Annotated in this window: 26 protein-coding genes and 1 pseudogene; 15 read left to right on the forward strand and 12 right to left on the reverse strand. The window is 37.7% G+C overall.

What is annotated here, in order from left to right:
- A partial coding sequence (locus tag I2G42_RS17065) for an arsenate reductase/protein-tyrosine-phosphatase family protein (protein ID WP_465220997.1) occupies positions 1-92 on the reverse strand: 92 nt, incomplete at its 3' end.
- Between the two features lie 511 nt (positions 93-603).
- Between I2G42_RS17065 and istA the strand changes: the two are divergent.
- Together istA and I2G42_RS15465 are read left to right on the forward strand one after the other, a co-directional pair.
- A pseudogene (gene istA / locus I2G42_RS16895) lies at positions 604-2,152 on the forward strand (IS21 family transposase).
- A gap of 5 nt (positions 2,153-2,157) precedes the next feature.
- Positions 2,158-2,934 carry an ATP-binding protein gene (locus tag I2G42_RS15465; protein WP_055228705.1) on the forward strand — a complete coding sequence of 259 codons (777 nt, stop codon included), beginning with the start codon at positions 2,158-2,160 and terminating at the stop codon, positions 2,932-2,934.
- Between the two features lie 228 nt (positions 2,935-3,162).
- On the opposite strand, the gene I2G42_RS15470 is transcribed toward I2G42_RS15465, so the two are convergent.
- The 3 genes from I2G42_RS15470 to I2G42_RS15480 form a co-directional block, all read right to left on the reverse strand.
- A complete protein-coding gene (locus I2G42_RS15470) occupies positions 3,163-7,926 on the reverse strand; it encodes an NACHT domain-containing protein (RefSeq protein ID WP_195531255.1) in 4,764 nt (1,587 codons plus the stop codon).
- Positions 7,927-7,966: 40 nt separating this feature from the next.
- Positions 7,967-8,188 (reverse strand): helix-turn-helix domain-containing protein, encoded by a 222-nt coding sequence (locus I2G42_RS15475; protein WP_055228710.1) that lies wholly within the window; start codon positions 8,186-8,188, stop codon positions 7,967-7,969.
- Positions 8,189-8,479: 291 nt separating this feature from the next.
- Entirely contained in the window at positions 8,480-9,127 is a 648-nt protein-coding gene (locus tag I2G42_RS15480) for an IS3 family transposase (RefSeq protein WP_373142028.1), read from the reverse strand.
- Positions 9,128-9,301: 174 nt separating this feature from the next.
- Here I2G42_RS15480 and I2G42_RS15485 point away from each other — a divergent pair, with 174 nt between their 5' ends.
- Positions 9,302-10,858, forward strand: coding sequence for a Mu transposase domain-containing protein (locus I2G42_RS15485; RefSeq protein WP_055228709.1), 1,557 nt, complete (start codon positions 9,302-9,304; stop codon positions 10,856-10,858).
- A 12-nt stretch (positions 10,859-10,870) separates the two neighbouring features.
- Positions 10,871-11,650 carry an ATP-binding protein gene (locus tag I2G42_RS15490; protein ID WP_055228708.1) on the forward strand — a complete coding sequence of 260 codons (780 nt, stop codon included), beginning with the start codon at positions 10,871-10,873 and terminating at the stop codon, positions 11,648-11,650.
- Here I2G42_RS15490 and I2G42_RS17070 read toward each other — a convergent pair whose 3' ends face one another.
- From I2G42_RS17070 to I2G42_RS15505, 3 genes are all read right to left on the reverse strand, one after another.
- Entirely contained in the window at positions 11,651-11,905 is a 255-nt protein-coding gene (locus tag I2G42_RS17070; RefSeq protein WP_167622887.1) for a DUF2971 domain-containing protein, read from the reverse strand.
- A 350-nt stretch (positions 11,906-12,255) separates the two neighbouring features.
- Positions 12,256-13,554, reverse strand: a complete 1,299-nt coding sequence (locus tag I2G42_RS15500) for a tyrosine-type recombinase/integrase (RefSeq protein ID WP_008396995.1) — start codon at positions 13,552-13,554, stop codon at positions 12,256-12,258.
- 83 nt (positions 13,555-13,637) lie between these two features.
- On the reverse strand, positions 13,638-14,261 hold the full coding sequence (locus tag I2G42_RS15505) for a helix-turn-helix domain-containing protein (protein ID WP_008396996.1): 624 nt from the start codon (positions 14,259-14,261) through the stop codon (positions 13,638-13,640).
- Between the two features lie 237 nt (positions 14,262-14,498).
- Between I2G42_RS15505 and I2G42_RS15510 the strand changes: the two genes are divergently transcribed.
- Positions 14,499-14,732, forward strand: a complete 234-nt coding sequence (locus I2G42_RS15510; protein ID WP_008396997.1) for a helix-turn-helix domain-containing protein — start codon at positions 14,499-14,501, stop codon at positions 14,730-14,732.
- 1,054 nt (positions 14,733-15,786) lie between these two features.
- On the forward strand, positions 15,787-17,352 hold the full coding sequence (locus I2G42_RS15515; RefSeq protein ID WP_015559481.1) for a MobA/MobL family protein: 1,566 nt from the start codon (positions 15,787-15,789) through the stop codon (positions 17,350-17,352).
- A gap of 74 nt (positions 17,353-17,426) precedes the next feature.
- On the opposite strand, the gene I2G42_RS16900 is transcribed toward I2G42_RS15515, so the two are convergent.
- The 3 genes from I2G42_RS16900 to I2G42_RS15530 are packed head-to-tail and all read right to left on the reverse strand — an operon-like array spanning position 17,427 to position 20,073.
- Positions 17,427-17,993 (reverse strand): accessory gene regulator B family protein, encoded by a 567-nt coding sequence (locus I2G42_RS16900; protein WP_008397001.1) that lies wholly within the window; start codon positions 17,991-17,993, stop codon positions 17,427-17,429.
- Positions 17,990-18,724, reverse strand: a complete 735-nt coding sequence (locus I2G42_RS15525) for a LytR/AlgR family response regulator transcription factor (RefSeq protein WP_015559482.1) — start codon at positions 18,722-18,724, stop codon at positions 17,990-17,992. Before I2G42_RS15525 ends, I2G42_RS16900 begins: the two co-directional genes overlap by 4 nt.
- Entirely contained in the window at positions 18,721-20,073 is a 1,353-nt protein-coding gene (locus I2G42_RS15530) for an ATP-binding protein (protein WP_195531256.1), read from the reverse strand. Before I2G42_RS15530 ends, I2G42_RS15525 begins: the two co-directional genes overlap by 4 nt.
- A gap of 337 nt (positions 20,074-20,410) precedes the next feature.
- On the opposite strand from I2G42_RS15530, the gene I2G42_RS15535 reads away from it, so the two are divergent.
- From I2G42_RS15535 to I2G42_RS15575, 9 genes are all read left to right on the forward strand, one after another.
- Positions 20,411-20,932: a matrixin family metalloprotease gene (locus I2G42_RS15535; protein ID WP_008397006.1), complete on the forward strand. Its 522-nt coding sequence runs from the start codon at positions 20,411-20,413 to the stop codon at positions 20,930-20,932.
- 15 nt (positions 20,933-20,947) lie between these two features.
- Positions 20,948-21,619: a hypothetical protein gene (locus I2G42_RS15540; RefSeq protein ID WP_008397007.1), complete on the forward strand. Its 672-nt coding sequence runs from the start codon at positions 20,948-20,950 to the stop codon at positions 21,617-21,619.
- A 229-nt stretch (positions 21,620-21,848) separates the two neighbouring features.
- Positions 21,849-21,995, forward strand: a complete 147-nt coding sequence (locus I2G42_RS16905) for a cyclic lactone autoinducer peptide (RefSeq protein ID WP_015568874.1) — start codon at positions 21,849-21,851, stop codon at positions 21,993-21,995.
- Between the two features lie 18 nt (positions 21,996-22,013).
- Positions 22,014-22,433, forward strand: a complete 420-nt coding sequence (locus I2G42_RS15550; RefSeq protein WP_008397010.1) for a hypothetical protein — start codon at positions 22,014-22,016, stop codon at positions 22,431-22,433.
- A gap of 54 nt (positions 22,434-22,487) precedes the next feature.
- Positions 22,488-23,318, forward strand: a complete 831-nt coding sequence (locus I2G42_RS15555) for an ABC transporter permease subunit (RefSeq protein WP_008397012.1) — start codon at positions 22,488-22,490, stop codon at positions 23,316-23,318.
- Positions 23,305-24,105 carry a hypothetical protein gene (locus I2G42_RS15560; protein WP_008397014.1) on the forward strand — a complete coding sequence of 267 codons (801 nt, stop codon included), beginning with the start codon at positions 23,305-23,307 and terminating at the stop codon, positions 24,103-24,105. The genes I2G42_RS15555 and I2G42_RS15560 overlap by 14 nt, the downstream gene beginning before the upstream one ends.
- 14 nt (positions 24,106-24,119) lie before the next feature.
- Entirely contained in the window at positions 24,120-24,755 is a 636-nt protein-coding gene (locus I2G42_RS15565) for an ABC transporter ATP-binding protein (RefSeq protein WP_015559483.1), read from the forward strand.
- The gene (locus I2G42_RS15570) at positions 24,755-25,438 is read left to right on the forward strand and encodes a hypothetical protein (protein WP_008397017.1); all 684 of its coding nucleotides are present in this window, start codon (positions 24,755-24,757) and stop codon (positions 25,436-25,438) included. Before I2G42_RS15565 ends, I2G42_RS15570 begins: the two co-directional genes overlap by 1 nt.
- 138 nt (positions 25,439-25,576) lie before the next feature.
- Positions 25,577-25,939: a hypothetical protein gene (locus I2G42_RS15575; RefSeq protein WP_008397018.1), complete on the forward strand. Its 363-nt coding sequence runs from the start codon at positions 25,577-25,579 to the stop codon at positions 25,937-25,939.
- A gap of 180 nt (positions 25,940-26,119) precedes the next feature.
- On the opposite strand, the gene I2G42_RS15580 is transcribed toward I2G42_RS15575, so the two are convergent.
- Together I2G42_RS15580 and I2G42_RS15585 are read right to left on the reverse strand one after the other, a co-directional pair.
- Positions 26,120-26,362 carry a DUF6061 family protein gene (locus I2G42_RS15580; RefSeq protein WP_008397019.1) on the reverse strand — a complete coding sequence of 81 codons (243 nt, stop codon included), beginning with the start codon at positions 26,360-26,362 and terminating at the stop codon, positions 26,120-26,122.
- 273 nt (positions 26,363-26,635) lie between these two features.
- Positions 26,636-26,764, reverse strand: a 129-nt coding sequence (locus I2G42_RS15585) for a transposase domain-containing protein (RefSeq protein WP_195531257.1), incomplete at its 5' end; no start/stop codon positions are given.

Genomic DNA, 26,764 nt, shown 5'->3' on the forward strand with positions numbered 1-26,764 from the left:
AGGCCGAGGGAATTTACTTTGTGGGTGAATACGCTCTCAGCAAGAGTCGAGCGGCAAATATTGCCGTGGCAGATAAATAATACTTTTATCAAAATGTAAACCCTCCTAAAATGCATTGTTCTGCCCCGATTTGCTCCGATTTATCCTGACTGTTTTTGGGGTGTAGCAGCGTTTACTCTGTCACAGATTTCCCGAAACAGGGCAAAATGGAGCAAGTTACGGCAGGCTGTAGTAGTAGAATCGTAGTAGAAATCGTACTGTGTTACTACTACGGTTTTTAATTATGACGTTGTCACTACCACTTCAATGGTTAACCCAACGGTCATCACATGTGTCAAAAGATATCCCCTCTTCGTTATTTCTGGATAATGTGTATATCCACATGATGTGCACTTTTTGCCATAAATACTATTAGCAACCGTGAGTATTCCGGCCTCCGTGACACCAGTGTCCGGGCTTTCAGAAACCGCTATTCCGGTAAATAGGAAACCGTGACTCCGGGGACTGGAAACCTTCAACCCGGCAATGGAAACCACACATACGACGCCTTAGAATTATGGTATGCGCCATCACGGCGTAAATAATTCTAAGGAGGTCGCTCATATGACCAAGTACAGAGAGATCCTGCGCCTGGCAAGCCTGGGTCTCAGTCAACAGAACATCGCTGACAGTAGCGGTGTATCCAAGAAAACGGTCAACCGTGTGCTTAAACGTGCCAAAGAGCTCAACATCTTTGGGCCGTTAGAAGCCAACGAGACCGATGCCGTTCTTGTGGAGAAGCTGTTTCCATCCGCACAGAAGCAGGTGTCATCAACAAAACGGATGCCTGACTTCAACTACATCCAGAAGGAGTTGCTCCGAAATGGTGTCAACAAGAAGCTCCTCTGGACGGAATACCTGGAGGAATGCCGCCAGTCCGGTGACGAGCCTCTTATGTATTCTCAGTTCTGCTATTACATCCAGCAAGATGAGCAGAAACGCCGGGCAACTATGCACATCAACCGGAAGCCCGGTGAACAGATCGAGGTCGACTGGGCTGGAGATCCCGCTCAGATCACGGATCCAGATACCGGCGAGATCATCCCGGCTTTTCTCTTTGTAGGCGTTATGACGTACAGCCAGTATCCTTACGTTGAAGCTTTTATTAACGAGAAACAGCGTGCCTGGATCACTGCTCATGTACATATATGTATGAGTACTTCGGCGGCGTAACCCGCATCCTGGTCCCGGATAATACCATGACAGCAGTAATCTATAACAACGACTGGTATAATCAGGAACTTAACACCATCTATCATGAGATGGCGGAGCATTACAACACGGCTATCATACCGGCCCGCGTCCGGGCCCCAAAGGATAAGCCGAATGCTGAGGGATCTGTGGGTGTCATCTCAACCTGGATCACTGCAGCTCTTCGCAATGAACAGTTCTTTTCGCTGGCTGAACTAAATCAGGCCATCCGCAGGAAACTGAAGGAATTCGTGAATCGCCCTTCCAAAAGAAAGAGGGTACCCGATACGAGATTTTCCGCGACGAAGAACTGCCATTACTGGCCAAGCTACCGGCTACCCCTTATGAACTGGCGGAATGGAAACAAGCCACCGTTCAGTTCAATTATCACATATCTGTTGACAGAATGCTATATTCCGTCCCTTACGAATTCATCAAACGCAAGGTGGATGTGCGGGTAACCGACACAGTTATCGAGATATTTTACAATCACAACCGCATTGCCTCCCATCAGCGTTTATACGGTCGGAAGGGGCAGTACAGCACCGTTACGGAACACATGCCAGCCGATCACCAGGCTTATCTGGAATGGAACGGTGACCGCTTCCGTAAATGGGCAGAGCGGATTGGAACCAATACTTGCAAGGTTGTTAACGCGATTCTTACCTCCCAAAGGGTTGAGCAACAATCCTACCGAAGCTGTACGGGGCTTCTCAAGCTGGCAGATAAGTATTCTGACCAGCGGCTGGAAGCAGCGTGCCGAAAGGCGCTTTCCTACACAGCTAGCCCAAGCTACAAGAGCATTAAAAACATCTTGGCATCCGGGCAGGATAACATCGATACGGAGTCTCAGGCTCCCAATGCTGCATCAACTCAGAACAAACACGCCATTACTCGCAGCGCTGACTTCTACAGGAGGTAAGGATCATGACTAACCAGAGCACCATAGATAAACTCATCGAAATGCGACTGACTTCTATGTCAGATGCTTTTATCACACAGATGGATGACCCTAAGATGAAGGACGTTCCTTTCGAGGATCGTTTTGGTCTGCTGGTCGACATTGAATACAACAACCGCAAAAGCAACAGCCTGAAGCGCCTGATCAAAGGTGCCGGGTTTGACCAGCCGGAGGCTTACATTGCCGATATCAACTATACTTCCGGCAGGAAGCTTAACCGCAACCTGATCGAAAGGCTGGCAACCTGTGAATACATCACGGAGCATCGGAACCTGTTCATCACTGGTGCCACAGGAAGTGGCAAGACCTACATGGCCTGCGCTTTCGGCATGGAAGCCTGCAAACAGCGCTACAAGACAAAGTACGTTCGTCTTCCGGACATGCTCCTTGAGCTCGACTTGGCACGTACAGACGGCTCCTACAAGAAGGTCCAGGCTAAGTACGCCAACCCCATCCTTCTTATCATTGATGAATGGCTCCTACTGAAGCCGACGGAAGCAGAACAACATGATATCCTGGAACTGCTTCACAGACGAAGAAAAAAATCCTCCACGATTTTCTGCTCGCATTACGATCCCAGTGGCTGGTATGACCAGCTCGGCGGCGATGACAGCCCCTTGGCAGAAGCTATTCTTGACCGCATCAAACACGATGCCTACAAGATCAACATCATTCCGACTGATCCTGACAACTACCGTTCCATGAGAGAGGTATACGGACTGGATCCGGCGTTAAGCGAATAATAGTAACCCATTAACTGGCGCCCATCCTGAAGAGCATCTTCTTCGGGATGGCGGCTCCGCCGCACACATACCGGTTTCCTTATGCCCGGACTCGCGGTTTCCGGTCATCCGGACAAGCGGTTTCACCGCACCGGTATATCCACAACCGAACGTTTCAACAAGTCGCTTGATTCAGTTAGTCGCTAACAATACTTTCTTAATGTACATGCGGCATTATTATGCTACGATTTAATGGATTAAAAACTCATCCAAAAGTACTGCTGCCTTTTCGCTATTAAGTCTAATGAGCATTTCCAGAAGATGCATGTATGCATTTGACAAATCTTCATCTTTTTTGATGGCATCGCTGTGAAATACATATGCGTCCAAGATCAACTTGTCTACAATGCTTTGATGTTCACAGATGGTCTTTTCGTAATCCCAAGATTTTTCTTTTTCACAATTTGAAAATACTGTCTCTACTGATATCAGAATATCCGGTAGTAACTCTTTTATGTGCATCTGATACAAAGTCATTAGAAAAGATCTAAAGTGGTGATGCCCATATTTTCCATACTGCTGGTTTAAAAATCTTTTATCCTTTTCTGAATATGATGTATTGCATTTACTCCAATCCCCATAGAATTTATGATCAATCATAGCTACTGCCTGCGTTAATCCAATTCTTACAGATGGATTATTAATCGCCAAAATATTCGTCTCAAGAATCTTTATCTTTTTCTCAATGAGTTCTCTTAATTTGTTGTCTTGATAAGCATCAAAATATCTAGAAACAAAACTACAGAAAACATCAAGATACAATTCGATGGTCTCTCTGCTGAACTTATCGAAATCAATACCATCGAAAAGAAGCGAAATTACCCTATCAAAGGATTCTTGATCTGCACAAATTTCTCTTTGAAAGAAATGAACAACATCATATTTCGAAAACGTTCCAATAATCTGAAATGCACTATTGTCACAATCTGCTTGATATTTTATTTCGATAAAACATAATATTATTTGTTTGATAACCTCATAGAACAAGCCATCTTGTAATGTAATCCCACAATTAGCAACATGACATAGCATACGTATATCGTAATCATCCAATGTAAAGTGTGTGAAATCACATGCTTCTTCCTCATATAGATACTTTTGGATAATTACTTCTCTCTGACTTTCAAAACCTGATTCTTCTTCATTCTCCGCAAAATAATAATCAACACCAGATAAATGCTTTTGCATATTGGGAAAGAATTGAAAATCGTCCTCATCATGCCTATTCTTTATATACTCTGCGTTGAATTTTTGATGATTCATTTCATCTTCTGCCAGCTTTATTATTGCCGTAAAGACGATATGTGCCAACTTCTCATTTGTAGTCAAATACTGTTGGGTAAAGTTAGCGATTTTTTGAATTTGACCATTATTAAAATCATCAATTAGACTTCCAAGCAAAATACTCTTAATAAGATTCTGAGAGGTAAGTGGCAACTCCTTATCTAATTGTTTAAACAGAACTGGCACCCATTTTATATCAGCTACAAAAGAACCGTTATTGAATAACTCTTTAATTCCAGAAGCCCATACTTCACAGAGATAGCCTCGCCTCTCCTCTGTTATATTCTTGTTAATTAAAGAAAGAACTATGAGCTGAACAAGAATATCCTCATACTGGATTCTTATTAAATCATCTTTTTTAATGAAATCTATAACCCTGTCAATTAATTTATCCAGTTTGGAATAATCTAAGTTTTCTAATCCGTCATTAGCTTGTGTGATGACTTGATTGATTTCCGTCTTTAACGCATCGGTATGTTCTTTTTCTGCCACAACAAATTCAGGCACTACAGTATCAGGTATTGAAGGAGATATTTCATAATATCCGCCTCCCAAATCTTTTATTGACGGATTTCTTAGATCCATCTTCTGAACTTGTAGTTTCCAATCACCACTATAAAATCCATCTTCGATTAGAGAATACAGATAATCCATTATCTCTATTGCCTTTTCTCTTATATCATCACTTGCAAATAGTTGTATTTTTGAAACATACTCTTGAAGGTTGCAGTCACACAGTCTATCCAAAGTATAACGATCTTCGATATCCGGAACACCTACTGTCTGCATAATCTGCTTTTTTAAAAGAACCTGTGTTGGGTTTGGATGATAAAGCAAATGTCTTTGAATATCAAAATGAAGCAATTCGTAGCTTGAAGCCAATTCCAAAGCATATCCGGGCAATTCTTTTTGGAAATGAAATCCAATTTCCTGAATTACGGACAACATTGCAATGTTATTAGCCTTAGTGTATATTTCATTCTTGATCCATTCTCCCATTCTAAAGAAAAGTTCTTGATCGTTCTGAAAACGATCCAAATATTCAATAAAAACATTTTTAGAAAAATACACAATATCACTAATAATAGTAGGAACCTGATATTCCTGTGCTCGACAAATCCACATTCTTCCATTCGCATAGTACTCTTTAATATCCTTTTTCTCCGGGAAGTATATTGCAATTTTCATTACAGAATCCGGTTCATTCTTAGCCAGATTATCAAAGGCTCTATTCGTAAACTCAAGCGCCCATTCCAGACCAACCTTAAAGTTTGTTCTGAACAAACAAATCAAAAAGTATTTGAATGTATCTTGACTTGCCAAGTGTGTTTTAGAAGCATTATTGCTTAAACCATAAGCATATTCTCTATCATATGCTCTTGAATAAAATGGCTCGTCATCATCTTCATTCTTAAAATAAATACAACTTGCCAGCCTACACAAATCTTCTCCAAGATTTTTGGTTAATGCCGGATAATATGCATTTTCGAATATCCAAGAAGCTAAATCGCTTGCCCAGCGACGATCCTCTCTGTTTCCATTCAGATATCTATCACCCACTAGTTCAAAAAAGCTTTTGAGCCACTCTTTCGAAGAACCTGCAAGCATAAATAAGATTGTCAAATAGTGCCCCATGCGTTTGACCGATGAATAATACCATCCCTGAGATTTATCATCACTTTCAACACTCAAATAGTATTCCTGCATACGGCAAACTGCATCAGAAATAGAATTCGAACTGTCAACCCTTGTGGTGATTATATTCTTTGCATAATCAGAACACATCTTAACCACAGAATCACTTTTAACTGCATTATCTATAAAGAGTTTCTCAGCGAAAACAAGCTGTATCATACTCTCCCGAGCTTTTCCTATTGGATTTAATGCAAGATCATGTTCCTTTCCATTATTAATCAATCGTACCTCGAAAGCATATAGATTTATAATGTCGAGGAACTCTTGTAGAATACAGTTCTCCCTTAATTCTGATAAATACTCTTTAAAGAAATCATTACAATACTTGGATTTTACAATTCCGATTTCTGTTTGCTTTCTCCATCTGTCATCTGAATGATCAGAAAACAGTAATTTATAGATAAATTTACTTCTATTGTTTTTTATAAATAATTTGTTTGCAATCCAAATCTGATATCTGCGATAAACGCAACGTCCTAATGAAGAAATTTCATCATAGAATAGTTCCAGATTACCTCTGCACTCATCAAACGCTTTGTCAAAATACTGCTCAAAGCAGATATCCTCAAAAACATCATATTTCAGTCTGACCAGTCCATTCGACACTGTAACGATTCCCTCAGATACTAAAGGTCTCAATACAGATGATTGTACATTCATTTCTCGCATCCCAAGTAAGAATTTTTTGGCACGTTCAAATACAATGTTATTTACAATATTACAAATATCACTAGTATCAACATTATATTTAGATGCTTTGTTTCCTAAGCAAATGACATTTTTCCAGATATATTCCCTGAATGCATTCTCGTCCGATATATCCAAGGATGTAATTCCATTGGTGATTACAAGATTAATGTAAAATGGATTCTTAAGTAGCTCTGAGTAAGTTTTTTGGTTTCTTAATTCTCTTATTACAGGATAGACATTACAAATTTCATCCAGTTCAGACTCTGTAATATCATCAATTTCATACGTTTCCACAGCATACTTTGTGTGTAATTTGATAAATGCATTCCTATCGGTAGTTCTGCAAGAAGTTAAAATAAATACATTAGGATAATCACTTGATATATTATAAAGTTCCTGTAGAACTATGTATTTTTCATCAGAATGATCTGCAATGAACTCAAGTGCATCGATATAAATCACAATTCTTTCGTCCGATAATTCATTGAAAACAATGTTCAAATCACAATTCCATACATCACGTAAGTGAGTGGCTCTAACAAACTCCTCTGCTCTCGCTATTAGTAAAAGTTTTTCTGCAGATACTAAGTTTTTACAAAGTGCCGACTTTCCGCAACCGGCATTTCCTTGGATTGATATGAACTTATGCCCTTCTCTTTTGATTTTGGATATTAGCTCATTTCTATCAATCGAATATTCACCATTTATTTTGTTGTCTATGCTGTCAAGTTTTATATCTTTACTAACCTTCACAGCATAATGAAACGCAGCAATATTATTATCTTTATCGCTATTCAGGAGTTTCTCTGTATTTCGCAATGTCTCCTGAGAAGTGATCTCCAAACTGTCAACTTTTCTCTCCAGTTCTACAACCTTCTCTGTAGTCCCTTCAATTGAATCTTGAAGAACTCTGTCTCCAACAGTCATCTGTGAACGGGTATAATCGTTGTATTTTTCAAAGGTTCTGTGTATGAAATCACAGATATCATTTCTTTGATTATAATCTACAACTAGATATGCCTTTTCTTTAAAAAATTCTTCAATGATGGTATCTATCTCATCAGGCTGAAATATATGTTCCTTATATTTTGCAGCCATTCCACATTTGAACGCATTTATTATTCTCTGAGTGGTCTCATCCTCTGCATCCCATTCAACAAATACTATTTTTTTCTTGGCACGTTTCTTCTTGCAGAAATGAAACAATCCAGATGCCCATCCTCGTCCAGCTTCTTCGATAGTCACAAGACTGCTAATTAACCCTATAATCGTTGCAATGTCCATAATTATCGGCCTCCGCATATCTTTTCTCAATGTTTCAATACTATTCACCGTCTGCTTTACGCTTCACATACGTAATCTCTATATCGTAGCCAAGTGCCTCCATCATCTGAACGAAGGTATTATTAATAACACCGTCTTTCTTTTTGATGACACGGTTCACATACTGGCTGGTAGTATTTATCTCTTCCGCAATCTGCACCTGAGTTTTCCCAGTCTCGATACATTTCACTTTTACATCAACTTCAATATTGTTTTTAACCATGTAGCCACCTTCCTCGCAGATACACAAAATAATCTTATTGAGATACATTATAGCACAACTGTCAACCTCGCTGCAACAGCAAAACGTCCTGCCAACCACCACAGTCAGCAGAGCGTTCTCTGATTTTCTTCCATATTAAATTGCCCGGAACATCTTCTGTGTCACAGGCTTTTCGCCTGTGGTCTTTTCCAATTCCTTCTTGGCAGCGTTCAGTTTGTTGTGGTCAAGCTTTTTTGTAACACTAAGGGCTAAAAAAATCCTATTATGACGATGCCCCTTTTTCAAATGGCATCATGCTGTTTTTCGTGCTTCAAAGGGGGTTTTATAGTTATTGTAAGAATGAGGTCTTCTATGATTGTACGTTGTGTAAGCAAATTCTTCTATTGCTGTATACAAAGCTTCTTCTGGCTGGTATTCATACTGATAGATCAATTCATTTTTTAACGTGTTGAAATACCTTTCCATTGGTGCATTATCATATGGATATCCAGCTTTACTCACACTTTGTGTGACTGCCATCCGCTTACAGTATTCTGTAAAATCTTTAGAAGTATATTGGCTTCCCTGATCACTATGTAAAATAAGTACTCCTTTGATTTCAGACTGGGACTCTATAGCTTTGCGCAATGTGCGTATAGCAAGCTCTGACGTTATATTCTGATCAGTTATGCTGGCGACAACACTTCTGTCATGCAGATCTATAATTGTACAGTTATATCTCTTGCTTCCATCTGATAGATACAGATAGGTAAAATCTGTACACCATTTTGTATTGATTTCATCGCATGTAAAATCCTGTTCAAGAATATTTCTAAATAATTTATAGGGATGCCCTTTCGTGTATCCAGGCTTTCTGCGGCGGACAATCGATTTTAATCCCATTTCTGGTGGTAGTATATAAATAGTACAAAGTAAAGATGACTTCTTCCAATAGATGATATAAAATTAATATATGGAGTGCAAATTCCGGCTCATCTGACCACGCATTCCGCTAAGAGCTGATCAGTCTTTCCGGATGTAACTGAACGCGTTTCCGCTTCAGCTGATCAATAAGTTTTCAACGTGTTATAGTTCTTTCGTAGTCATCAAATGATTGCGAAAGGAGGCATAACTATGCAAGACTACAACACGATTATCGGCTCCATCCAGATGCGTTTGAATGGATGCCAGACCAGGTCCGTTATGGACCGTTACAAGATTGGCTCAGGTACATTAAATCTGATCATGAGCCGATACCATGCCAACGGAATCCCAATCGAGGAACTCCGAACGATGGCACCTAAGGAAGTTGAGAACCTTTTCTATCCGCAGAAAAATCTACAGAGGAAAGATGTCCCACTTCCAGATTTCCAGTATTACTATGACAGAATTCATGCACCAGGGAGCCGCATGAACATTTCGTTCTGTTGGCTGGATTATAAAGAAAAGAATCCTGATGGTTATGAGAAGTCACAGTTTTACGAATACTTCAACCGATTCATAGCAGAAAACTATGGTGGCCAGAAGGTATCAATGGCCGTAAACCGAATCCCGGGTGAAAAGATGTATATCGACTGGGTCGGTGATCAGCCGGAACTGTTAACAGATACCGAAACGGGCGAGATCAAAAAAGTCCATATCTTTGCGACCACTCTTGGAGTCAGCAGTCTGATCTATGCAGAAGCTTTTCCAAATGAGAAGCTCCCATGTTTTATAGAAGGCTGTGCCCATGCTGTTTCATTTTATGGTGCTGTTACGAAATACTTTGTGCCCGATAACCTGCGAACTGCTGTAACCAGGCACACAAAGGATGAACTTATCCTGCAGTCTACATTTGCAGATCTGGAAGATTTCTATGAAACTATAGCTCTTCCACCACCCGCTAGAAAGCCGAAAGGCAAGCCTACAGTTGAAAATCATGTACGTTATCTTGAAATACACCTGGTTGAGAAACTGAAAGAAAAGATATATGTATCATTTGAAGACCTAAATGCTGAAATCAAAAAAATAGTAGCAGTCCTCAATAAACGATCTTTTCAAGGCAAGGACTTCTCAAGACAGGATGCTTTCGAAAAGTATGACAAACCATGTATGAAACCACTGCCAGGCGGATGTTACACGGCTTGCGACTATAAAGCGGTCCTAAAAGTTCCCAACAACTACCGCATCGAGTATGACGGCCACTACTACTCCGTATTGTACTCTTACTGTGGCAAGCCTGCAATCCTGAAGGCAACCGCTTCAGAGATCAGGATCTGTGATCAGTATAATCGGCTGATCTGTACACATAAGCGGTCTTATAGAGAGTTTCCGCTGTATATCACGGTAGATGAACATATGCCGCCAGAACACCTTTATTACAAAGAAGTCAATTCAAAGGATGGTAATTATTACCGCCGCTGGGCTTCTGCCATTGGTCCTGCGATGTCAGAACTGATTGACAGACTCCTTAAATCATCAAAACATGAAGAGCAGTCCTATAATGCCTGTGCAGGTATCCTGCATAAAGTAAAAACAATCCCGAAAGGTGCTGCTGAAGAAGTTGCCCGTAAATGTATAGAGATCAATTCCTGTAAGTATTTTACCTTCAAGCAGATGCTGAAAAAGATGGATGTGAAGGAACTCCCCGAGCATTCACCAGGAACACTGCCCAATCATGAAAATATCAGAGGAAAGGGCTACTATAAGTAAGGGTGACGTACTATGGCATACAGATTAAAAGACTATCTTTATAACGATAAACTCACAAAGGAACAGAACATACTCATGGATCAGCTGTATAAACTTCGCATGTCCGGTATGGCTGAAGCATTTGAAAAGCAGCTTTTGGAACCAAACACAGGTCTCGAACCATTTGAAGTCCGCTTTGCTGCTATTGTAAATCAGGAGTGGGATCAGCGTGAGAGTAAAAAGTTTAAACGTCTCATGAAGAAAGCGACCCTGAAATATCCTGCAGCTGATCTTGACAGTTCAATCTATGATCCAGAACGTCAGCTGAATACACACGTCATAGAACTTCTGGCCAAGTGTGATTGGATCGATGAGCCGAATAACCTGCTGATGACCGGAGGGGCCGGTGCTGGGAAAACGCACATCGCCTGCGCCTTATGTATCACAGCAATGCATCAGAACCGTACTGTTAAATACATACGTGCGAACACACTCTTAAAGGAATCAGATCATGCCAGGCAGGAAGGTACTTACTTTGAGTATTCGAATGAAATGGCAGCTTATGATCTCATGGTGATAGATGATTTCGGCTTAATGGATCTGGACATCGAGAAATGCCGCGATTTATTTGAAATCATCGAGTCCAGAGACTGCCGCAAGGCAACTATTATTATCTCACAGATTCCAGTATCCGGATGGTATCAGCTTTTTGGGGATTCCACCTACGCAGATGCCTGCTTAAGTCGAATGACATCTAAGGCATATCGCCTTGAATTTCCTGGCAGGGATCGCAGAATAACCAATAGTAATTAATCAACCTGCTGAGCTTTGCTCAGTTTGAAGCGGAATGGCGCTCCGTTCCTCTGGAACGGATGCGCAGTTCTTGCGGAATATGCAATCCTTAGTATATCTAACCAGATGTAAACTCGAATAATACATATCATCCTTGTTGAATTCATATTCTATACAATATCCTGTATGATTTCTTGCATAATGACTCCACATAAGCATAGAATCATACGTTTCTGAAAGACATACAACTCTTACTGCATCCTTTAGTTCATCCATACATTCACTTGCATCATTTCTCAACGATTTGAAAAAAGAATCTGGGAACTTTTTTCCATGGTTTTGGAACACTATCTGCACCGCACTTTCAATATCAGTTGACGAAAGAATCAAAGTAAGTGCCAAATAATAATGCGGTTAGATACAAGATTACTCCAGCCCTTTGCGAGTTGGAGTAATTCACTATAATTCACATGCGATTTTTGATAGATTGGAGTTTGTATAACTAAAATCTCAACTTTCCTTATTTTATGCGACTTGGCGGTATGCCTTGCCACTCTATATGTATCCTTTTCCCTTGTTTTTGCCCTTATGAGGTATCTACAAGGGAAAGTTTTTCTTATTCGATTTTATTCTCCAACCACCTTATCAAGTAGTCGGGCTGAGTTTCGCTTACCTTCTCGGTTAGCGTGTGCATAGACATTCATAGTGGTACTTACATCCGAGTGTCCAAGTAATTCCTGTACATCCTTTGGTGCTGCTCCATTTGAGAGCAGGTTTGTGGTATAAGTGTGTCGCAGGGTGTGGAAGTGGAAATTATCATCAAGCTCCGACAATCGTTTCCTTGCTGTCCTTAAAGCTGTCTCAACCGTTGCAGGGGCTTCGTATGCTCCGTCCGGTCTGATACATACAAGGTCAATCTCGTTGTAATCAAGCGGAATGTCCTCTGTGCCATCCAAATGATAAAGCTCATAGTAGATACGATTCTTTTCCTTAACTTCCCTGTAGTAGTTCCTCTGATAGAGTTCTCCGTAACTGAATACCTGCTTTCTCTGTTCCTTTTTCGCTTTCTTTAAGATGTCAGCGAGCGTATCACAGAAATCCACGATACGGACTTTCTTTCGCTTTGTCGGACCAATCTCGGTCTTGTGCCTTGCTCCGTTGTAACGGACACTTCTTCGTACTGTCAGATACTGTTCCTCAAAGTTAATGTCACTCCAAGACAGTCCGCATACCTCTCCAAGTCTAAGACCTGTGTAGTACGCTATCTGTACCGGCAGGACAGCAGGCTTGTTTCTTTCTTCCAGATACTCCATAAGCGTTTGATACTGCTCTGGTGTAATCGGGTTGATAACCTCTGCATCCTCATCATTATCAGAAAACAAATCCACATCTTCCTCGGCTTTCCTACGCATTACCACATACTGCATTGGATTGAATGTGATGTACTGCTTTGGAAAGACTGCAAATCGGAAGGACTGTTGCAGGACTGCGTGGAAAGAACGGATATAGTCGATGGTGTAACCCTTTGACTTAAAATTTCCTTCCTCACCGCCAAATGCAAGTAAATCCATAAACTTCTGCAAATGCTCCGAAGTGACTGTCTTTAGTTTTCTGTTTCCGATTGGGTGTTGTTTAATCCTGTTTACTGCCTGTAAATAGTTACCGACTGTACCGTTGCTAAGTGAACCCGTTTTCAAATCTTCCTCTGCCCATACATCTAGCATCTGTCCGAGTGTGAGGTTGTCCGCTTTGGCTAGAAATTTCTTTGCGTCATAATCCTCCATAGCCTTGCGTAACATTTTCTCTGTCTCTGATTTGCTCTCCGTACCTGCAAATTCTTTCTGAACCAAGTTACCACTTGCATCCTCCACATAAAAGCGGTAGTACCATTTCTTGCCTTTCTTCCTTACAGAACCTTTTGCCATAATCGTTTCTCCTTTCGATATCGGCAATCGGAACTGGTGAAATGCTTCTTGCGTGTAAGTATATCATAGCTCCGTCTGCCTATCTATACCGAATCGGGATCTTTTTCTGATAAAAGATTGGCTAGTCGATTTTTCGCTGTCTCAGGATTCTTAGAATACAGTCTTACAATATCGCCCATATCGTTCAATGCGTTGACGGTGTGGGTGATTTCTCTAAGGAACATAATCTCATTGTATTCCTTATTGGATTCAAACCCCATTGTCTGGGCGAGCATTTTGTTATCTGTATTTCCTTTGAAATTCTTACAAGCGAACTGGAACGAATCCACGAACAGCTCGTATTCCCGTAACATCAGTAGTAGCAGGTCTTTGGAAAAATCACTTTCGGACTGTTCCATATCATAAGGGAGCTTATTCAGAATGGAAGTCATCACATCACGAATCTGTAATTCTCTTTTATCCGTAATGTCTGTTTCGTATTCGTCCGTCTCACCTTTCAGCCATTCCACAGATACATGAAGTGCATCTGCCAGACCTTCTAAGGTCATTTTCTTGGTGTTATCAATCGTTCCTGCTTCGTATCTCTGAATGGTTGAGGCTGTCACGCCCATTTTTTCAGCGACATAAGGCTGGTTCAATCCTAACTCCTGTCTACGGCTTTTTGCTCTGCTACCGATTGTCTTTCGCAATTCTTTATCTTTTAACATACTTGCGAACCTCCTTTTTCGGTATGTCATTACTATACCACATAACACGATATATTGCAATACGCAATTCTATAAAAGATGATAGAATTTCGTAAGGCTTGACATAGCGTTATAAAAGATATATACTTTAATCAGAATTGCGTAACGCAAGTTTTAAAAAAGGCTAATCCTTTCTTCAAAAAGGAACATCCTCTGATATACAAGACTTGTAATCCTACGCAGGAATGAGGTGATCGAATGACAGAATTAAAGTTTGCTCTCTCCATTGAAGAAGCTGCCGACTATACAGGTATCGGAAGAAACACTCTTAGAAATCTTGTGGAATGGGAAAAGCTGCCTATCCTTAGAGTGGGAAGAAAAATCTTAATCCGCAGGGAACGATTAGACGAGTTTCTGATTCTCAATGAGGGGAAGGATTTACGAGACAGACACGCAGTAAAAGCGGTCAAGGGAACAATGAAAAATGAATAAGGGACAGTCCTAAGACCATCCCTCTGGTATGTATCTGACTAAAAGCCATGATATACCTACACGCAAATAGATTATATCACGGACAAGTCCTCAGATACAACCAGAACTTTTGGAAAATGAGGACAAGATGGATGTGAATGGGTGCAATCGTCCACCCAGTTATAGCTTGTTGGTAGGACAAGTCCACCCAAGATGCAAAAGGTGTTATGAATAGTCCACCCAAGCCAGAAAATGAAGTGGGTGCAACCATCCACCCAAGTGAAGCCGACTGGTAGGACAAGTCCACCCAACTTACAAAAAGTGCTGTGAGAAGTCATACCAAGTGTAGCTATGAAAAAAGCTGTCCGACCTATGACAAAAAGTGTACGCTACTATGATTTTGAGTGTCCAATCTATGGGGTACATTTTCAAAGAGTTAATAGTAAAAAGCTCTATTAAAATCAAAATGTAATAAAACAATGCACTATTAAAAATGAAATTTAATAGGAACTTTTACTACCACTTCCTTGCCAGACACAGTTTAAAAGTAAGCGAAGTAACACAATGCTATTGTCAGGGCAAAAATGCTAACGAATCGTGCTATTGTTTTTTCGATTTTAATAGCAGACTTCTACTGTTTCTACGGTTTTTGCTAAAAAGTCTGAATAATAGAACAATGCTATTGTTAAGGCAAAAGTGCTAACGGATTCGTCTATTGTTTCGCTGATTTTCATAGCAATCTTCTAGCATTTCTGTTAAGAAAAGGGAGTGCCGGATACGGCACATAAAAAGTGTGCCATTAAAGGCACAAAATTAGGTGCTGAGGGAACAGTTACAGCTAAAAGTGAACTTCATAAGCAAGCCCTCGGCGTTTGAGAGCGAAATACACCCATCGCACAAAACTTCGTTTTGTACTCTGTGTATTTCGCTCTGCGAGGCTTAGCCGCCACAAGGCGGATGTGTTCGCAAGACGAGTGCCTATGCACTCGCTCACAGGGAAAGTTTACTACTCACATCTCATCTATCTTATCTGTCCTCTTTTCCAAAATCAAAACTGGGAAAGGAGGAAATCGCTATGCCAAGAAATTCATTTGTGCAGATGTCAAAGCTCCATAATGTTCGTGGAAGAATCTATTATATCTCCAGTGACAAAAAACAGGAAAATCTCTATGCGGTATATGAAACCACAGACCGAAAATTTTGGACAGAACTTGCCAAGTGCAATCAGGCAGAATTTAAGAAAAGCGGTACAGAGGGAAAATGTATCGAAGCAAGAGAATTTATCATTGCCCTGCCGGAATCCTTTGTGGATTATCCGCCAGACGGACTATTAAAATATATGACGGATAAATTCAAAAGTCGGTATGGTGTTGATTGTATTGCAGCACTCCATCATAACAAACGAAAGACGAATTATCATATCCATCTTATCTTTGCAGAACGAAATTATCTTGACGAACCGATAGAAAAGATTGCCACCAGAAATATGTTCTATGATGAGAAAGGTAATCATGTTCGTACCAAGAAAGAAATCCTAGACGAGAATGGAACTATCCGTAAAAGGTGTAAGGTGATCAAGAAAGGTGAGGTCTACGAAAGACAGATGTTTACCATCAAGGACGCTCGCTTTAAGCAGGAACATTTCTTAGATGAGGTCAAGGTATTTTATACCGATGTCATCAACGGACTTGTCAAAGATGAGAAAGAAAAGCTGTCTGCATTCAAGCGTGGGGATGTCTATCTTGCCACTAAGAAAATCGGTAAGAACAATCCAAAGGCAGATAAGATTACACTCAATAATAAGGTCATACAGGACTGGAATCGTACTGTGGATCACGCTTTGGTATCGGGGATGGAGCGAAAGGAAATCTTAAAGGTAAAGCAGGAACAGATTTCAACTCCGATTAAGGAATCCATTCACAAGTATGGCAATCATCCGGAGCTTTTGTTTATGATTATCTTTCGGGCAATCGAGCTGTTAAAAGAACTCATAAAGTTGCTGATACAGAAACAGGAACAACAGAAAGCCAGAATCTCCGACCTTATGGAGCGAAGAAATGAAAAACAAGAGAAACAACCAGCTCCATCCGTTACACAGACAGACAATCAGACAATTCCTGCTGTGACCCAACCATTCAAAGCACCTGCTACTACTACCGCAGAAAAGACCGTTATTCCGCCAAGACCAAGAATGTCTGAGCTGGCACACGATTATGAGATGCGACTTGAAGAGATTATGGAGAAACTTAAACGACAAAACAGAGCCATTCATACGCAGGAAGTGAAAAAAGACCTTATTGACGAGGATTTGAAGAACTGTACAGGATTATTCCAAGGAAAGAAACGAAAGGAATTGCAGGCACAGTCTAACAAATACGCAGAAACGATTAAGATTATGAAGCAGGGATTATCCCATATCGTGCAGGATTACAAATATCCAACGGTAGATGCGTTCCTGCAAGTCTATAAACAAGGCAAGTCCGAGTATGAATCCTATGTCAAAGCAAACAAGGAATGGAACTCCAAGTATGGAGAAAACTCAATCCATCGAAAGCTGGCAGAAAAACAGGCAGAAGTTCAGAAACGGGAACAGGACAGAGATTTTAACTATCGTTCGCCATCAGACAGAGGAGCTAGATAATCTAATTAAATTCAAAAAAGATAAAGACCATCAAATTCTTTATCTTTTTTGAATATTTATGAAAAGTCATCCTGCTATTTAAAGTGTCTCATTAGATTTTTAATTGTTTCGACTATCATAAGAATGATTACGCAGAAAAAGGAATAAAACAATGTGGTATTCATCTTCGTGTTTCCAATTTTATAAAACAGCAGAAATCCAATGCTAACAATTATCACAGAAATAAGTTTATGTATCCATTTTTGTTTGGTGGTTAAACATATTTTATGGTTACTTATAGGTGCAAATAATATACACATAAGGACAAGTATCAAATATCCTAGTACAGTTGGCTTTAAATAGATTATAGCCCACTTATCAAGACAACCGAGAAAAAAGCTGCCTAAGATACATGTTAACTGCGTTGGAGCATGGGCACCTCCGGTATAATGTCGTAACAATGAAAAGGTAATTACCCAAATTAGGGTATAGCCGAGTGTATGTGATAAAACTCCCCATACGAACAATAACACTATGGTTATAAAAGTATTCAAAAAACATTCTAAGCCATATATGTATATTTCTAATTGATCCGCAGAAACATCCTCCCCGGATAGTTCTGCTAACTTATTAGCAATAGATGTAGCCCACTTCGTAATCATTCAAAATCCCCGCTTGTATCAAATCTTGTTGTATATTTGGCAAAAGCACTTATCACGTCTTTGGAATAAGAACGTGCGATTTGTGTAGTTAGATGATTTGACAATTCAATCGTTCCTGATGTAATACGATAGATATGTGCCATATTTACAATATAAGAACGATGGGTTCGGATAAATTCACTTGGCAAATGGACAATAATCTTATTTAGGGTAGACATTTGTTCATAGCATTTGCCGTCTACGGTCAATATATCCACATAATGTAATCTGCTCGAAAATGTCAATATATCTGCATAGGGAATACTTACAATTTCCTGCTTGTTTCGGTATATGTAGGTATTATTAGATAACTCCTTCGCGATTTCATCCAAACACAGAAAAAGAGTATTTTCCTTGACGGGTTTTAGCAAGTAGTTTAAAGCTCTGACTTCATATCCTCGGAATACATATTCTCTAAAAGCTGTTAAAAATACAATAATACCTTGATAACCAGATTCACGAAGGCGTTTAGCAACCTCAATTCCATTCATTTGCCCCATTTGTATGTCAAGGAAAAATGCTGAAGCCTGTATAGTTGTGCCTTCAGAATTTTTTGAAAAATATTCTTCGCCCGATTCGTATTCGTCAATTTCAATATCCCAATCATATTGCTGCCCGTATTTTCTTATTCCATTTTTCAGCCGTTCTGATTCGATCACAGAATCTTCAAGTATGGTTATTTTCATTTTCATAGTAGTTTGTTATTCTCCTTATCCGGTATCATAATATGTACGGAAAAAATTTTGTTATCAGATGTAATCTGCAATACGCCATCTGCCTTTTCTACAAGCTCTTTTACTCGTCTTATCCCAAGTCCATGTTCTTTTCCTTGTTTAACACTCAAAATGTCTCCATCAATGCTACCTTTTATCACACCATCATAATTATTTTCAATGTGAATCAGTATCATATTCTGGTAAGGTTTAATATAAAAATAAATGTATGGATGCTCGGTTGGATCAGAGATTATAAGTCTTTCTCCTGCTTCAATGGAATTATTCCATATATTTCCAAGTATGGATGAAAGCTCAACAGAATCAAGCGGAAAATTTTCAGGAGCCATAATAGAATATTCTGTCTTAATTCCGTGTTTTTCAGCATAATCAAGTTTTGCGGTAAGTATGCAGTCAATAGCAATATTTCCCGTTGCTATGGCACTTTGCGTAGTTGCAAGAGTGTTATGGTATTGCTCTGTATATGCTATAAGTTCATCCCATTTCTTGTCTTTTGCTAATACGTTGATTGCATCCACATAAATCTGCATATCATGTTTCATTTTTCGTAATCGTTCAGTTGTCTCAGATAAGCTATTGAACTCAGTCCTTTCCAGCTCATAAATCTTTTGTTCTTCCAGTAATCGTATGTTTTCTTCTTTTGAATAACCTAGCTGGTATATGTATAGCATCAATACTAAAAATAAAATAATAAAAAACAAGTCAACCAATGATAGCCTAGCTGAAAAGGATGAATCACCAAATTTATCAACAGATTCCAAAGTCAGCTTTAATATGTAGTGCCCGATTGCAAGTCCAGAAATTGCGATGAAAATATATGCAACTTTTTGGAACGGTGAAAGAGATATGTCTTTGTTTCCAATAGAATGAAATAACAAGACAAAAACAGCTATCATTGCCAAATATAACATGGTATATGGCTTCCGTAATGTTCCACCTAATAATAGCTCCAGAGACGCTCCTTTATAAAGAGTAACGGGAATAAAGAACGAAATCTGTTCTGCAACTAAGCAAATGATGGAATACGAAAAGCCCCAAAAGATACGGCGAATTATACTATCACGATAGAACAATACTGCATATCCAATGTCCAAAACACAAGATGACATCAAAGTGCTGTAGGATGATATTCCCATTTTATTCAGCGTGCATAACACAGCAAACTGAAATGATACGAAAAGAAACATCAAAACTGCTTGATGTTTATAATTTGCTCGAATACGCAATTTTTTATGGATAAATATTATAAACAATGCCAGTTCTAAGAAATTAACAATATATTCCCATATTGAGTCAATATATAGCATAGCTACCACTTCCTTTAATCATTCTCCGTCATATTTTATCATCAATAAAGTAGGTACACAACATAATATGCTACCGTTTGTGCATAGTGAGCTACCATTCATGCATAGAGGTATTGAAAAGTATAAAGATTTTGTTATATTCAAGGTATACTACTACATCTTAAGTATTCTGAGAATCTATAATATGGAGTGGAGATGATAAGATGTCGTACTTTAGGAATATTAACAGGATATATAATGTGTACTAGTATGTGTTGCGTTTCAATTTTCATAAAGATAACCTTTAAGAATAATTGAAGATAACCGTTGTTACATGATTGAAAAGGAGTGAAGGAGTATGCATTTTAAAAAATCTGTTTTAAAAAATCATTTATTGTATAGCATTATAACTTTAATGGCTATAGCAATGCTATTTCCTATTACGGCATTTGCACAAGCTTATGTACAAACATGGGATCTTGTTGATTCTGGCAAACATCTAGACTATGACGGAAACAGCACTTACATGAGTTATATTAACACTGGGGCTGCCACATGGAATGCATATAAATCTGGAGTAATCAGAAAAGACAGTGCTTTTGTTGTAGAAGATGTATACGTAAGCGATGTCAATGCTTCGAATGGATGGGCAGGCATGACATATTCTAGTGGTAAAATTGAACTCAATACCTATTATATGAGCGGTTATAGTAATAGTAAAAAACAGAATGTAGCGACACATGAATTGGGACATGCATTAGGGTTGGATCACAGTACTTCAACAGATGTTATGGATGCAGCAATTACGGGACATACTAGTACGCAGGCATTATCTCAAAATGATAAAGATTCATATGATGCCGCATATAATAATTATTAGGGGAGGGAGAACGCTATGAAAAAATCAAGTATCTATGGTATTTTGTCTATTGTTCTTATCGTAGGAATGTTTTTTACAGGATGTGCATCCAAAAATAATGCAAGTCAACTGAATACAAATGTATCTAACTTGCCAATCCACCAGATGCACGCATCTTTTGTATATGATACTGATAACATTCGCGAAGCTGTTGGTATCTGTGATTACGTATTTGTAGCAAAGGTTGTCAGTTGCGATGGAACCGAGTATCGAAATGTTATAACGACTGAAGATGAAAAAGGAAATCCTAAGGAGGTCGGTTCGCCTTACACTAATTATACTATTCAGGTTCTCGAAAATATAAAAGGTGAACTTATTACAGATAAACCTATTCCTATTGTTAAACAAGGCGGAATTTCAGAAAAACAAGATGCTATTTATCTGTTTGAGAATGATTCACTGCCTTCCGAAAATTCCATTTATATCTTTTTGGCATATGCACAAGAGGATGGTTCGTTACTAATTTCTGGTCCAAATTCAAATGTAATGTGTAACGATTCGAATATGTATTCTATTAATTCTGTCTCAGAGGAAAAATCAGTTACAGAATACGATGAGTTTATTACATATAAAGATGCTAATGATAATGAGATTATTCCAGTTGATCGAGAGCGTTATAAATCTATATATGAGACTGACAATAATTAATCATTATTTCTGAAATATATAGATTAAAGATGGCAGGTAGGTGCTTAACCTATCTGCCATCTTTTCGGTTTTATACCTATATGCAGAACAGTTCGTGCATGTTGGGCTACCATTCGTGCATAGAGGGATTGAAAAAATTAAATACTCTGTTATATTAAGCACATACCATGGTAAACAAATAAAGTTGTCTGTAATTGTCAGACAATTAAGGAGGGGGGGGGTGAAAACGATGGACAATAAGCAAGTAAACAAGGCACCCCAGAAAAGTGCCCGTCTCGTACTTCAGGCAGTGACTGCTATTGCTCGAAGTAATGCAAATTCATTGTGCCGTGGTTTGTTGTATGAACCAAAAGTACCAACGCAGTTAAAAAAATAAGATTGGGAGGAATTGACTATGATGTTAAAAAGTTTAAAACAGAAGATTGCAAAAGTAGGTATTGGTTTGTTTTGTGCAGGATGTGTATTTCTTTCTTCAGCAGCATATTCTCAGGCGGCATCTTACACCGCTTATGCACTTAAACTGAATAAGACTAATAACTTTACCTCTATGCATGCAAAAACAACATCCGATGATTACATCACAAATGAGGTAACAGCAATTACCAATACCTCTTACGCAAATTTCTGGGCTGTCAATAACAGCAAGAGTAAAATATCTAATAAGTATAAGCAGGGTGTTGGAACAGGATCTTGTAATTTAATCTTTACCAAGAGCGGTTATAATTCTACTAACACACAGGTCGGTATGGGAATGGAAAATTATCAATCTCAATTATCAACTGCATTTGTAAGTGGAAATGTAGATTTTAGATAACAGAAGGGATGGGCATAAACCTCTTCGTGGGTTTATGCCCTTTTGGTAAAGATTATGAAAAAAATGGTTCTTATAGAAATCAAACATTGTATTGATCGTGCAGAATATAAAGTTGTTTTTATTGCTCTAATGATTTTAAATATTGCTTCGTATATTTTATGTGTAAAAAATGATATAGGAAAAAGTTATCAATTTATTCGTTCAGCAAATGAAAATTTCGTATTACAGGGCACTGAAGCGGCATATATTCCATATATAATGTATCTGTTATTGCCTGTTTATGCAACAATTATTGCATCACTTTCCTTAATAAGAGAAGAAAAAAGCAATAGTTCAATCCTACTTATTCAAAGAATCGGGAAAAAGAAATATTTAGCAGGAAAATTATTTGGCATTCTGATTGTAACCTTTTTGACAATAACAATACCAATGCTCATAAATTTATTATTATGCCACTTGACATATCCAATACATGGATATGACAGTGCTTGGGGAGAACCTGATTACGCTATAGGTTTGGTATCATATAACGCTGACAATTTTCTTGATATGGTGAGATTGCAACATCCAACTTTATATAATCTAATATACATTTTTAATTACGGAATTTTTGGCTCGGGATTAGCTATCTTAGCTTATGCTCTTTCATATTATAACAAAATGAAAGTTCTATATTTCGCAAAGATACCTGGTGCTTTGTTTATATTCTATATTGTTTTTAATTTGATTGTTTCTGTCTTTGGGCTAAATGAATTCTCTATACAAGGTTATATTATGCCTAATGTTCATGGAAATATAATAGGAGAAATTGTTCTGATATTGCTTATTTTTGGATTAAGTATTGGCATTATACAGAGAAAAATAAAAAATTATGAAGTTATATAAGAAAAAAATTTTGAATGTTAATGTTGGAAAATGCTTACTAGTATCACTTATAACATTTGTAATTAGATATTTTTATGCTAATGTGTACTTGGGGTTTCATAATAGTCTGGTTACAATAACAGAAGGAGTACGTTCACAAATATATTTTGGGGGAATACTAATAGATCATTCGTTTGACCTTATATCTTTATCATTTTTTGCGATTTTGTTTATCCTTGAGATTTGTTATCTTACAATGGACTTATTTAATGATGCAAATGATAACATGGTAATTCTACTTCCTCGTTATGGGAAAAAACACATAATTTATAAGGATATATTAATAAAAATGATATTACGTGACTGTATTGTAGTTGTTTCCGATTATTTGTTTTTTCTTTTTGTAGAGCATACCTCTAATGGCTTAGAAGATTTCAAAGTTATTTTTATGCTATTGATAGAGATTTTTCATTTGCAAATGATTAGTTATTTGTTTTCATTTTGGAAAGATTCAATTATAGGATACATCGTTGCATTTATTGTATTTTTTATTCCAGTAATGGTGTGTGGATTTTATTTTTCAATGGGAAATGTTATATGGAAAATTTGGCATTATTCCTTGCTACATATTCCTTTATTTAATTGGCATAACAAGCTTATTATATATTATGTCGAAGAAAATTACGAATGGACTACAAGCAATATAGATTTATTGAATTTTAAGTCAAGCTGTCTCATTTCAGTTATATCATCCGCTGTTTTGGTGTGGATAGGTAAATTTCTTTGCGAAAAAAAACAAATATTGTGAGGTGAATGATATCCATGAATTTATATGTAAAATCTATTTCAAAGTCAATTAAAGGTGAAAAAGTGCTTGATGATATCAGTTATACATTTGAATCTGGTAAAATATATGGAATATATGGTAAAAATGGTTCAGGTAAAACAATGCTACTCAGAGCCATTGCAGGTTTTATAAATACAGACAAAGGATACATAAAATATAATCACAAGGCATTACATAAAGATATGGATGTTTTACCAGATTTAGGAGCTGTTATTGAAAATATTTCTTTTTGGAGTATGTATTCAGGATTTGAAAATTTGAAAATGCTTTCCAATATAAAAGGAATTGTATCAGATGAAGAAATATATGAAATAATGATATACTTTGGTCTTGATCCCAAATCAAAGAAAAAAGTAAATAAATATTCATTAGGAATGCGTCAAAAACTAGCTCTTTGTCAAGCACTGATGGAACATCCAAAAATTTTGCTTTTGGATGAGCCAACTAACGCATTGGATCAGCATAGCATTGATTTATTTCGTGAACGTATATTGGAAGAAAAAAAGAATGATACCATTACTATACTGACAAGCCATAATAAAGAAGATATTGAAATATTAGCGGATGAGAAGATATGCATGGAATTTGGTAAAATTAAGGAGTTGATGTAATGAAGAAATTTGTATTAACTATCTGTGTTGTAATCATTTGTATGGTGACAGCCTTATTCTATGGAAAGACTGGGATAAAAACAACTACAGGGGTTCATGATCCTGATATTGCTTTATCAGAAAATACAGCTATGGAAATTTTCTATACAGGAGGGCAGAAAACTTCTTACTTTAACAATGAAAGTAATTACTCATTGGATGATATGGAAAAAGATTCTTCTTTAATAGCTCGTATAACTGTAACAAATTCTCGTGAAATGAGTTTACGATCAACAAAAACAATGGTAAAAATAGAGGAAATCTATAAGGATAATTCTGCTAATCTTTCAGTAGGTGACTGTATTTACATTATAGAACCTGTATCATTTGTTAGAGGTGAAGAATTTTACACTAACGGATGGCAATATCTGAAGACCGAAGATACTTATTTAATATTTTTAAAAAATCTAGGATGTATTGATGGGTATAAATACACCAAAGAGGAAGAAAATTCATTTATGCCTGTATCGGAAATATATTCAAAGAGAAATCTAACTCATGATGAAAGTTGTGTGGTTTTTGATTCGGCGGAAACTCTCTATTCAAGTATATCTATGTTTGCATTTTTGACCTCAGAAAAAACTATAGTAGATAATTATGAGAAAATATGGAAAAACATTACAAATTCAGGTAAGTATGAATGATTTAATTATTTATGAATGAATCTCTCCTATTCTATTTCCTGTGAGAAGCGTATCAATGTTAGAAATTCATGGAGATACTGAATTAAGCAATATGGAATCATTCAATCTTAAAGAAACTAAAAATGGAGATAATAGAAATTGAATAAAAAGAAATTGGCAAAGAGTGTTGTAGGCATTGCTTTAATTGTAAGTGTAGCTATACTTATCGTTGTATGTGTTGGAAAAATAAAGCACATTCAGAATAAAAAAAATATTATTGGTACATGGAAGAATGCAAATGCAGAGGAAGTGTTTACCTTTCAAGAAAATGGAGGACTTGTTGTAAACAAAGATATGCCCGAATTGGGTATTACCTGTGGCAATGCATTATATAGCATATCTTCCTCAAATATGATTTTTGTGGAACAGAGAGATAATAGCGTGAATTTTGAGATAGAAGTAGATCAAAACGAATTAACAATCTTCTTTATGGGTCATAAATATTGGGAATTAACAAAATAGCAATTGCATATAAAGCGATACTCATGATATCCATAACCATAAAATATAGAGCCGATGAATCACTCGTTATTTCGATTGTGAGTTATCGGCTCTATTTCATTATTTATGGAAGGGCTAAAGAAATATCGTATTTTATAGAAATACTTTTGACAGATTTCTTCTCATTTTTATGTTCTTTTATCAAGTGCTATACCATTCCATATTCATCGCATTCACCCAATCTTGCATTTCTGAATCAAGATACAAACGGGCATATTCTAGTGGATTGTCAATCGCCAGTGCATCCAACATTCGTTGAGAGTTAGGAGTAGTAATCAATCCATCTTCTGCCTTGCCACAGTCAATCCGAAGTATGTAGCCATTGTAATAATTGATGTCTATGATGTTGTGATATTTATTATATTCTGCATGAACGATATTCATATTGCAAAGTCCTTTCTCTTATCTGTTTCAGTTGTAGAAGCATCTTGACCAGTTCCAGCCGATTATGTGATTTATATAATGTTATTAGCTGTTACCGGATTTTGCTTCCCTTGTTTTTGCCCTTATGAGGTGTCGTAACACAAGGGAAAAGGATATAACATAAGGGAAAGTCTAAGGGAAAGCTCACTTGCCAAAACTGTAGTAAAATCAAGGCATTGCGGATTTTATCGTAACACTTTATAATACCAGTTAGGTGTTAAAGAATTGTAGGTATCAAAATTGGAGTTTTTCACTCCAAGGTGCCAGTTCCGCCAGCTGTTCATCAGTCATATTTTTACTCGGTCGGTTCTCCAGCAGAAATTTAAGATATCCGTAGATGTTCAGCCCATGTGCTTTGGCCAT

The organism is Fusicatenibacter saccharivorans, from assembly GCF_015557635.1.
Taxonomy (GTDB): domain Bacteria; phylum Bacillota; class Clostridia; order Lachnospirales; family Lachnospiraceae; genus Fusicatenibacter; species Fusicatenibacter saccharivorans.

Bases quoted from the DNA above. Each gene is read 5' to 3' on its own strand.
- I2G42_RS15465 (WP_055228705.1), top strand. From the start codon at position 2,158: ATGACTAACCAGAGCACCATAGATAAACTCATCGAAATGCGACTGACT.
- I2G42_RS15470 (WP_195531255.1), bottom strand. From the start codon at position 7,926: ATGGACATTGCAACGATTATAGGGTTAATTAGCAGTCTTGTGACTATC.
- I2G42_RS15475 (WP_055228710.1), bottom strand. From the start codon at position 8,188: ATGGTTAAAAACAATATTGAAGTTGATGTAAAAGTGAAATGTATCGAG.
- I2G42_RS15485 (WP_055228709.1), top strand. From the start codon at position 9,302: ATGCAAGACTACAACACGATTATCGGCTCCATCCAGATGCGTTTGAAT.
- I2G42_RS15490 (WP_055228708.1), top strand. From the start codon at position 10,871: ATGGCATACAGATTAAAAGACTATCTTTATAACGATAAACTCACAAAG.
- I2G42_RS17070 (WP_167622887.1), bottom strand. From the start codon at position 11,905: ATGGATGAACTAAAGGATGCAGTAAGAGTTGTATGTCTTTCAGAAACG.
- I2G42_RS15500 (WP_008396995.1), bottom strand. From the start codon at position 13,554: ATGGCAAAAGGTTCTGTAAGGAAGAAAGGCAAGAAATGGTACTACCGC.
- I2G42_RS15505 (WP_008396996.1), bottom strand. From the start codon at position 14,261: ATGTTAAAAGATAAAGAATTGCGAAAGACAATCGGTAGCAGAGCAAAA.
- I2G42_RS15510 (WP_008396997.1), top strand. From the start codon at position 14,499: ATGACAGAATTAAAGTTTGCTCTCTCCATTGAAGAAGCTGCCGACTAT.
- I2G42_RS15515 (WP_015559481.1), top strand. From the start codon at position 15,787: ATGCCAAGAAATTCATTTGTGCAGATGTCAAAGCTCCATAATGTTCGT.
- I2G42_RS16900 (WP_008397001.1), bottom strand. From the start codon at position 17,993: ATGATTACGAAGTGGGCTACATCTATTGCTAATAAGTTAGCAGAACTA.
- I2G42_RS15525 (WP_015559482.1), bottom strand. From the start codon at position 18,724: ATGAAAATGAAAATAACCATACTTGAAGATTCTGTGATCGAATCAGAA.
- I2G42_RS15530 (WP_195531256.1), bottom strand. From the start codon at position 20,073: ATGCTATATATTGACTCAATATGGGAATATATTGTTAATTTCTTAGAA.
- I2G42_RS15535 (WP_008397006.1), top strand. From the start codon at position 20,411: ATGCATTTTAAAAAATCTGTTTTAAAAAATCATTTATTGTATAGCATT.
- I2G42_RS15540 (WP_008397007.1), top strand. From the start codon at position 20,948: ATGAAAAAATCAAGTATCTATGGTATTTTGTCTATTGTTCTTATCGTA.
- I2G42_RS16905 (WP_015568874.1), top strand. From the start codon at position 21,849: ATGGACAATAAGCAAGTAAACAAGGCACCCCAGAAAAGTGCCCGTCTC.
- I2G42_RS15550 (WP_008397010.1), top strand. From the start codon at position 22,014: ATGATGTTAAAAAGTTTAAAACAGAAGATTGCAAAAGTAGGTATTGGT.
- I2G42_RS15555 (WP_008397012.1), top strand. From the start codon at position 22,488: ATGAAAAAAATGGTTCTTATAGAAATCAAACATTGTATTGATCGTGCA.
- I2G42_RS15560 (WP_008397014.1), top strand. From the start codon at position 23,305: ATGAAGTTATATAAGAAAAAAATTTTGAATGTTAATGTTGGAAAATGC.
- I2G42_RS15565 (WP_015559483.1), top strand. From the start codon at position 24,120: ATGAATTTATATGTAAAATCTATTTCAAAGTCAATTAAAGGTGAAAAA.
- I2G42_RS15570 (WP_008397017.1), top strand. From the start codon at position 24,755: ATGAAGAAATTTGTATTAACTATCTGTGTTGTAATCATTTGTATGGTG.
- I2G42_RS15580 (WP_008397019.1), bottom strand. From the start codon at position 26,362: ATGAATATCGTTCATGCAGAATATAATAAATATCACAACATCATAGAC.